Consider the following 8,875-nt stretch of genomic DNA (forward strand, 5'->3'; position numbering starts at 1 on the left):
GACAACGGCGACCAGCACACAGCGGCGAAGCTCGACGAGGGACCGGCCCCGGCCTGGGACCTCTGGCGGCGGTTGGCTGCAAAGGACCCGTCATTCGGGCACCCGGACGTGTTCGGCGCACACATCCAGGAGAGCAAGTGGCAGTCGGCCACCGTCACCACGCTCGACACGCGTATCCCCGCCTACATCGAGAAGATCGCCAAGCGTTCGCCGTTCGGCGGCAAGACCGTCACCGGAGGGATCGTCACGGCCCAGGACTCCGCCTGGCTGCTCAGCTGGACAGTCAACCGCCAGCCGCACTTCAAAAAGCAACCCGAGGACCAGATCGTGGTCTGGGTGTACTCGCTGTTGGGCGACGTCCCCGGCGACTACGTGAAGAAGTCGATGCAGGAGTGCACTGGCGAGGAGATCACCCAAGAGTGGCTGTACCACATGGGTGTCCCCGTGGCCGACATCCCCGAGCTCGCGGCGAACAGTGCCACCTGCGTGCCGGTGATGATGCCCTACGTCACGGCGTTCTTCATGCCCCGGCAGGCGGGTGACCGGCCCGACGTGGTCCCGGCCGGCGCCGTCAACTTCGCGTTCCTCGGCCAGTTCGCCGAGACACCCTCCCGGGACACGATCTTCACCATCGAGTACTCGGTGCGCACCGCGATGGAGGCGACCTACCAGCTGCTCGGCATCGACAGAGGCGTGCCGGAGGTCTTCAACTCCACCTACGACGTGCGTACGCTGCTCGCCGCCGCCAGCCTGCTGCGTGATGGCAAGGAGATCGAGGTGCCCGGCCCGGCCATGGTCCGCGATCTGCTGATGAAGCAGATCAAGAACACCGAGATCGGCGAGCTGCTCAAGGAGTCCGGCCTGCTGAGCTGACCGAGCCGACGAGCCATGCGCGGGGCCCGGGACACGATGTCCCGGGCCCCGTCGCTGCATTCACGGACAGGAACCGGGCCAGCAGGTTCCGTCGGCACAGATGGCCCCCTGTCCAGGACTGTCGCCCAGAGTGCCGGAGGCTTTCGGCAGGGCACTCGTCAACGAGCCTCCCGGTGACCGTTGTTGAGGTCGGATGCGGCCGGTCCCGGGGACGCATTGCTCGGGCCCGCCGAGGTCCCTGCCTGCAGCTGCGGCATCGTCGGGCGGACGTTTTGACGCAGCCACTCGTTGAAGAAGGTCGTCAGCGATTGGCCTGAGGTCTTCTCCATCACGGCTTGGAAGTCTGCCGTGGTCGCCGTAGAGCCCTTGTACCGGTTCAACCACAAGCGGGCGCCCGCGAAGAACGCCTTGTCACCGACCTTCTCGCGCAGCGCCTGGAGTGCGGCCGCTCCCCGCAGGTAGACCGGAGCCGAGAAGAGTTCGTCGCGACCGGGGTCCGCGATGTTGAGCGTCCAGCCGTTGTTCGCGTCCAGGTAGGACACCGCATCGGCAAACTGCGCCGGAATCGTTGCGGTGCCTTGATGCTCAGCCCACAGCCATTCGATGTAGGTGGCCCAGCCTTCGTTCAGCCAGATGTCCTTCCAGTCCGAGGGCGTCACCGAATCGCCGAACCATTGGTGCCCGAGTTCATGGACCACTGTCGCTTCGTCCGCAACCTGCGAGTAGACGGGCCGGGTTTGAGTCTCCAGGGCATAGTCGACTGAATCGTCGTCGACAATCGCGCCGAAAGCCTCAAATGGGTAGCGCCCGAACTGGCCCTCGAGGAAGGCAATCATCTGGGGCTGAAGCGCGAGTGCCGCCTTCGTCTCCGCAAGACCCGCGCCCGTCACGCCCGAGTCGATGGCATTGACGATCGGGAGTCCGTGTGGACCCTTATCGTTGGTCAGGGTGAAGTCGCCGACTGTCGCCGTCGCCAGGTAGCTGGACATCGGGTCCGTGGCCTCCCACGACCAGGTGGTCCACCCGGCTTTGGTCCGTGGCCGGCCGTCGGCCAGACCATTCGCAATGGCCGTCTTTCCAGCCAGCACCGTGATGTGGAACGAATACGTGGCCTTGTCTTGGGGGTCGTCGTTCACGGGGTACCAGGTCGAGGCGCCATCGGGCTCGTTCACCACCATCGCGCCATCCGCAGTCGTGACCCACCCATAGAGGGCGCCCGTTGTGTCCAGCGGACGCCCGGTGCTTCCCCCGTATTCGATGGTGATCGTTGTCAACTGTCCCTCCCGGAGCTTCGGCAGCAGACCGACGGTGAGCTCCCAGTATCGGTTCGCGTCGTCCTGGGTCTGTGACCATTCGGCGCTCCCCTTGTCCGCCGATTTCCCGTGCGTCTCCGCCTTGCCGTCTACCCGCACCGACGTGACGTCGAGACCGCGCAAATCGAAGTTGAGCGACTGCAGGTTCTGCTTCGCGCGGAGCGTGATGGTCGCGACGCCGTTGAGCTTTCCCACGAGAGCCGCGGGGTCCGTCGGCGGCGCGTACCGGAGGGCGAGGTCGTAGTGCAGCACGTCGTAACCGCCGTTGCCGTCGTAAGGAAAGTACGGGTCGCCGCTCCCGGGAGCCCCTGCCGTGTACGCGGCACCGTTCGAGCTTGCTGTGCTCGCGTGCGTGCCGAGGGCCGCGGCACTGCCCGTCCCGATGGACGTGAGTGCCAGCACGGACAACCCCGCGATGGCGGCGGTGTGGAGCCTTGTGAATGACGGCAAGGAACATCTCCTTCGTTGGGCGAACCAGTGGCGCGTTCGTGTCAACCTACTTCGGTCGCGTAAAAGCGGCTAGCTCGAGTCACTGGAATGGCCGGTCAGTCTCGCCGTCCATAGTCAGGTGCGCTCTGCGCGATCAGGCGCGAGCCCTCATCCGGCGTCGGACGACGCCGAGGATGATGGTGGGCAGCATTCCGACGCCGACCGCAAGCAAGAGGCCGAGAGCCAGGAGCAGCGACGTGCGGGCTTGCGCGATCAGCGGTGCCCTCTCCTGTCGGACCTGATCGAGGGGGTACTCGATCATCTTGGACACGGACTGAACAACCGACGAACTGCTGCTCCGCGACAGTAGTTCGAAGGCGGCGTCGAAGCCCTGCGGGCTTCCTGGTGCACCGAGTTCGCCGGCAACCACCGTGCTCGTCGCGCCATCGAGAATCGACGTTTTCACAACGAGGCCGTGCCTGGTCGTGACGAACCCTTTTGCCGACAGGGCGGAGGTGGTGGCGCCTTGTGAGTATCCATAGACCTCGAAGAGTGCAGCGGCATCGATCTCATCGACGCCATCTTTCAGCTCGACGGCAACCCTCGGTCGCCCCCAGGGGAATGCTGTATTCAAGAAAAAGGCAGCGTCTTCGAACCTGAAGTCTTTGATGGGCATCGCAGTCGGGCCATCCAGTTTCCAGCCCGGGTAGCCGATGGACTCGCCGACCCGGTTGGCTTCCGTGTCACCGGCCATGTCGGCGATGACTTTGAGTGAGCCGGGGATGCTGGAGGTCACGCCACCGGTAGTGGTTACGCGGCCGTCCTGGACGTAGCGCTGTCCGGTGACCCAGGAAACCTCGGGGTTCGAGGTTCTGAGCGCGGCGATTCGGGACCAATGGGACGTCGCGCGCAGCCTATCGAGGACTCCGGAGGCTGCGAGCAGCCGGGAGCCCGCACAAATGCCGAGGATGCGAGCGCCCGCGTTGTACTGGGTGGCGATGAATTCGCGCGCCGGGGCCTCCTCGGGCCCCGCCGGACTATTCACGGCCGGCACCACGACCAGGTCAGGCGTAGGTGCGGTGCCTTCCGCCACCTCGGCAAACGTGTGGGCCGGCACGACCGACAGGCCACCGTCGACGACCGCCGGGGCGGCGGAGGCGGCAATCGTGTAGACGAAGAAACCGGGTGAACTGGCCAGAACGTCATATGGCGCGAATACGTCGGCAGTGTCGGATCCGGACTGACCGAGAACGACCGCAACGACGAACTGCCCGTGGAGTGGCTCTGTACCCGGCCCAGGGGGTGGCGCCCCGAGGCTTGCCGCGGAGGCCGTCTCAGCGCTCGATTGGGACAATCCGGTGACCGCGATGGCGGCGAAGGCGGTGATGGTGAGGGTCGTGGCGAGTGTGATGCTGCCGATTCGGCGGGCGATTTTTGACATGACGATCTCCTGGTGAGTGGGCACGGGCGTGGTCAGCGGGTGAGGCGCGAAAGGAACTCGGAAAGGTAGGGGAGTCGCGGATTCGCCGCGCCGACGTCATGTTTCCGGGTATGACTTCACGGTAGGGTTCGGTTGTCGGCTCGCCTAGGACACGCTGTTGACGATCTCGGCCACGGAGGAAGACAGTGAGCGAACCACGCATCGTGATCGTCGGGTTTCCGTCTGTGCAGATCCTCGACGTGACCGGGCCCCTTGAGGTGTTTTCCACCGCCTCGCGGTTCCTGCCGATCGCTCGGTACACCACGGAACTGGTGAGTACCGATGGCGGGCCGGTGCTGTCGACGAGCGGCCTCGAGTTCGCGACGGAACCGATCAACGCGGTGGTCGGACCCATCGACACTCTCGTGGTCGCCGGGGGCCGCGACATGGAGGAGGCCGCGGGTGATCCGAGGCTGGTCGACAGCATCCGGCGGCTGGCATTGGACTCGCGGCGGGTCGCATCCGTGTGCTCAGGCGCGTTTCTACTCGCTGCCGCGGGCCTTCTGGACGGTCGCCGCGCGACCACCCACTGGGCCGAGTGCGAGGTGCTTGAGCGGGCCTACCCGGAGGTCACTGTCGACCCGAATGCCATCTATGTGCAGGACGGCAACGTCTGGACCTCGGCCGGCGTCACGGCCGGAATCGACTTGGCCTTGGCGCTGGTTGCCGACGACCATGGCCGCAAGGCCGCTGCGACCGTAGCGCGGCGCCTTGTCGTATACCTCCGCCGCTCGGGCGGCCAGGCGCAGTTCTCAGCGCTGCTGGCCGCACAGTCCGCGACCGACGAACCCATCCGCGAGGTCTTGGCCTGGCTCCCTGACAACCTGACCGCCGATCTCTCCATCTCCGGTATGGCGTCTCGCGCCCACCTCTCTGAGCGCCAGTTCAGTCGGGTGTTCAAGTCCGAGGTGGGCATCACGCCCGCCGAGCATGTGGAGGCGGTGCGGATGGAGACAGCGTGCAGCCTTCTCGAGACGACGATGCTGACCGTGGAAGAGATCGCGCGAGCATGCGGGTTCGGCACCCCTGAAACCATGAACCGAGCGTTCCGGCGTCGCCTCGATACCACCCCCACGAACCATCGAGAACACTTCGGGTCCGACTGACCGTACCGGGTCCCGTCATTGACCAAGTGGTCATTGACCGGGTAGTCAATGTAGAGTCGGAGCATCGATTCTCCCCGGCATCTCCCCACGAAAGACGCAGCATGAACCTTCTCGCACCTCAGAAGAAGCGCACGTCCGTGCTGCGCACCATCTTCAGGATGACGCTGGGAGCCTTCCTCCTGCTTGCCGGCATCAGCCATCTCACCGTGAACCGGGAGGCCTTCCTCGCCCAGGTGCCCACCTGGCTGCCGATCGCGGGAGACTTCGTCGTCCTGGCGTCCGGCGTCGTCGAGATCGTCCTCGGCGCTTCCCTGCTCGCCCTGGGCCGGTACCGGGTGCAGATCGGCTGGATCGTCGCGGCGTTCTTCGTCGCCATCTTCCCCGGGAACATCTCGCAGCTCGCGACGCACACCGATTCCTTCGGGCTGAACACCGACCTCGATCGCACAATCCGGTTGCTGTTCCAGCCCGTTCTGGTGCTGTGGGCGCTCTGGTCCTCGGGCGCCTGGCTGGCGTTGCGCCGGTATCGCGCCTCCCGGCGCACCGGGGAAGACGCCTGATCGATGGGCGGCCCCAAGAAGCCCGAACAGGAGCGCTGCGACGCGATCCTCGCCGCGGCGTATGAGATCGCCCTCGCCGAGGGTCTCGATGCCGTCACCGCACGCCGGGTGGCCACGGCGGCCGGCATCTCCACGGGCCTCGTGTTCTTCCACTTCCAGTCGAAAGACGGCCTGCTGGAGGCGTTGCTGGGTGTGCTGCTCGATGGCACGCTCGACGCCCTGTCCGACTCCGACCTGGCCCGGCTTGAGCCGTGGGACCGCCTCGAGCGGATGATCCGGGTCGAGCTGGAGCGCCTGGTTGAGTACCGCGCCGCGGTCGAACTGATCTTCGCGTTCTACTTCTCCCGCCGTGACGACCTGTTCCGCGCCCGCATCGAGGCGAGCTTCGGGCGCTACCTCGCGGCGTTCTCGCCGGTCTGTCGTGAGGTCGCCGCCGGGACCCGCGTCCAGGGCGACGAGCTCGCGGCGACGGTGGTCGCCCTGGTCCAGGGCGCCTCGATCCAGGCGATCCGCAGCCCGGAGTCCTTCAACCCGGAGGCGATCCTCGCGACGCTCCGCGCGGTGCTCCCGGCCTGATCGGAATGAGCCGACCGCCCGGTTCAGCCCGGCGGGCTGCGTCGGGACTCACCGGGGTTTCAGCCGAGGCCGATGATGGTGTTGCCGCTTCGAGCAACCAAATACCCTCCCGCAAAGAACCACTCGTCGGCGTCCGACGGAACCGACCACTCGGTCGCGCCGGTCTGCATGTTCGTCGCGGTTCCGGTTCCATCTCGGAGTTCGTATCTCGCCACCGTTCCGGTTGGGGGCCAGTAGCTCGGCGAGAGACTCGCGAGTACCGCCCCCGTTGTGGCATCCAAGCGGCATGCCGTACCGGAAGTCGCGGTGACAATGAGTGTCGCCCCCTCGGTACGAAGAGCGTCGAAGCCTGAGTACAGCGATTGGTCGACGGCGGAGCCCGTCAGGCCCGTCGTCCAGATCGTGTCGTTCGTCAGGCCATCGACCAGGGCGACTGAGTTCGGCGATACAACGAGGAATTGACCGTCTCCGACCCGATTGCTTCCGCGACCGACTCCGACCTGGTCGCTACTGCCCGGGCGTACGAGCGGCGTCGTTACCTCCACGACAGAGCTGGCAGCAGGGACGCTCCGAGTCCAGATCTGGTTTCCGTCGTCATCGAGTCCGGTCAGTGTGAGCGGGTTGCCAGTCGTGTCGTAGCCACCGGGGCGAATCGTGTACCCGGTGAAGAAGTCATATGAGAGCGCCTCTGGTCGCGACGAGATCTCACCCGTTGACAGGTTGAGCAGGTGGTTCATGTAGGGAATCTGCCCGGGAGGCGCGGTCTGCCACCCGGTGGGGCTGTACTCCAGCGAGGTATAGGAAATGCCGTTGGTCACGACCTGAGCGCTGAGCGCTGATCCATCGACCACCGTCGACCAGACCGGATGCGACGCGTCGCGAGGATCGAATCGAGCGACACGCGACGGGCCGGCCGTGTTCAGCGAGGAGTCGAGCGTCTCGATTGTCGCGATCACCTCCCCCGAGTCACCGGCGACGGCCTGGGCGGAACGGATGCTCTCGCCGGTATCGAGCGCGAGCGAACCGACCGTCGATCCTGATGCCAGGTCGAGAACCTCTGAGGGCAATTCGGGTCCCACGGTCCTCACCAGGATCCGACCCGAGGTGCCGAGGATGACGGGGACGACCCCGGCATAGCGGTTCGCGAAACCATTCCACGACCAACTGCGCGACCAGACCTGGCTTCCGGTCGCCGTGTCGACGAGAGTGAGGGTGACCCCGTCGTCGGACATGTCGCACGGATCAGGGCCAACTCCCGGGGAGAGCTCATCGCCCGAGGCCTCCTTCGGTCCCGCCTGGAAGAGCGCGTAGCCGTCCGCGATGCTGTAGGACGTGTGCTGCACGCACGACTCGCTGCTTCCCGGCAACTGGATCGACCAGGACGCACCTGATGGCGCTGAGGTCACGTCGTGTGGTGCGATCGGAAGAGTCGCGACCGCGGGCGTCGGGCTCGGAACCGACGTCGGCGCGATTGGCACTGCCGTCGTCGTGGCGGTTGGCAAGACAGGGGACGGAGCACTCGAGGAGGCCGGCTGTGCCGGTGTGAACAGTGCACCACCGGCGAGCGCGAGCGCGGTCGTGCCGCCGCCCGTCAACACGGCGAGCATGATGATCCCGACGAGCACCCGGACCCGATGTGTTCTGCGCCTGGCGGGAGCCGAATCGACAGTCTCGATCAGCATCTGTCTGATCGCTCGACTGCGATCCGGATCAAATGTCGGTTCGTCGTTCACAGCGCACCTCCTGTCGTCGATACGGCCGCAAGAGCATCGCCCGCCAGCCGAGCGAGCCGCGCCTTCGCGCGGGAGAGACGTGATTTGACCGTGCCGATCGGAATGCCCAGCGCCGCAGCGGCTTCTGCTGCTCCGAGTTCTTCGACCACGCAGAGGGTGATCACATTCTGATCAGCGATCGAGAGCCGAGCCAGCGCGCCCCTCATCGTCGTATCCCGGTGTTCCGCATCGATACGAGTGTCGACGGCATCAAACGCCTCTTCCCCCTGGTCCATCCCGCGAGGCAGCCGATCGATCAGGGCCTGATGACGACTTCGGCTTCGCGATACGTTGCGTGCCACATTGTTCGTCGTGACAAGCAACCAGGCGATCACGCTGTCCTCAACGACGCGAACGGCGTCGCGCCGACGCCAGAGTTCGAGAAACGCTGCAGCGGTGATGTCTTCTGCGTCGTGCTGGGAACGGACCAAACGAAGAGCATGCCGAAAGACGCGATCCCGATGCAGGTCAAACAGTTCGGCGAACGCGTCCGCGTTGCCGTCGCGAGCCGACGCCCACACCGCGATTTCCCCCACGTGTTGTATCCCCATACTTCATACTGTCCGGCACGAGCCGTACGGTTCCCCCGTTCCGCATTTGACCGATCTCGATTCGATTACGGTCCAACGAGCCAGGGGGTGGGAATGGTTCTGCTTGCGATGATTCCCACTCGAACTCCTGGCGCACTCCCGATGAGTTCGACCGGACATCCGCGCCCGGGTCCTGAACGAGACAGCGCGGGTGACCCGAATTCCCGGTCACCCGC

The 8,875-nt window shown here is 65.7% G+C and carries 8 protein-coding genes; 4 read left to right on the forward strand and 4 right to left on the reverse strand.

The features are described 5' to 3' along the window. Positions 1-873 (forward strand): oleate hydratase (locus QN350_RS17960; RefSeq protein ID WP_323517032.1); only part of this gene is annotated, 873 nt, incomplete at its 5' end. 158 nt (positions 874-1,031) lie between these two features. Here QN350_RS17960 and QN350_RS17965 read toward each other — a convergent pair. Both QN350_RS17965 and QN350_RS17970 read right to left on the reverse strand, forming a co-directional pair. Next, entirely contained in the window at positions 1,032-2,636 is a 1,605-nt protein-coding gene (locus tag QN350_RS17965; RefSeq protein WP_323517034.1) for a M1 family metallopeptidase, read from the reverse strand. A 133-nt stretch (positions 2,637-2,769) separates the two neighbouring features. Next, positions 2,770-4,056 carry a DJ-1/PfpI family protein gene (locus QN350_RS17970; RefSeq protein WP_323517036.1) on the reverse strand — a complete coding sequence of 429 codons (1,287 nt, stop codon included), beginning with the start codon at positions 4,054-4,056 and terminating at the stop codon, positions 2,770-2,772. A 185-nt stretch (positions 4,057-4,241) separates the two neighbouring features. On the opposite strand from QN350_RS17970, the gene QN350_RS17975 reads away from it, so the two are divergent. From QN350_RS17975 to QN350_RS17985, 3 genes are all read left to right on the forward strand, one after another. Further along, positions 4,242-5,201, forward strand: coding sequence for a GlxA family transcriptional regulator (locus QN350_RS17975; RefSeq protein ID WP_322138755.1), 960 nt, complete (start codon positions 4,242-4,244; stop codon positions 5,199-5,201). A gap of 101 nt (positions 5,202-5,302) precedes the next feature. After that, entirely contained in the window at positions 5,303-5,761 is a 459-nt protein-coding gene (locus QN350_RS17980) for a hypothetical protein (RefSeq protein WP_322138756.1), read from the forward strand. A gap of 3 nt (positions 5,762-5,764) precedes the next feature. Continuing rightward, positions 5,765-6,337 (forward strand): TetR/AcrR family transcriptional regulator, encoded by a 573-nt coding sequence (locus QN350_RS17985; protein ID WP_323502629.1) that lies wholly within the window; start codon positions 5,765-5,767, stop codon positions 6,335-6,337. Between the two features lie 59 nt (positions 6,338-6,396). Here QN350_RS17985 and QN350_RS17990 read toward each other — a convergent pair whose 3' ends face one another. Continuing rightward, positions 6,397-8,019 (reverse strand): hypothetical protein, encoded by a 1,623-nt coding sequence (locus QN350_RS17990; RefSeq protein WP_323502628.1) that lies wholly within the window; start codon positions 8,017-8,019, stop codon positions 6,397-6,399. Positions 8,020-8,066: 47 nt separating this feature from the next. Continuing rightward, positions 8,067-8,645, reverse strand: coding sequence for a sigma-70 family RNA polymerase sigma factor (locus QN350_RS17995; RefSeq protein WP_322138759.1), 579 nt, complete (start codon positions 8,643-8,645; stop codon positions 8,067-8,069). Positions 8,646-8,875 lie beyond the last annotated feature (230 nt).

It is taken from the genome of Cryobacterium sp. 10I5, assembly GCF_035019865.1.
GTDB classification, from domain to species: Bacteria; Actinomycetota; Actinomycetes; order Actinomycetales; family Microbacteriaceae; genus Cryobacterium; species Cryobacterium breve_A.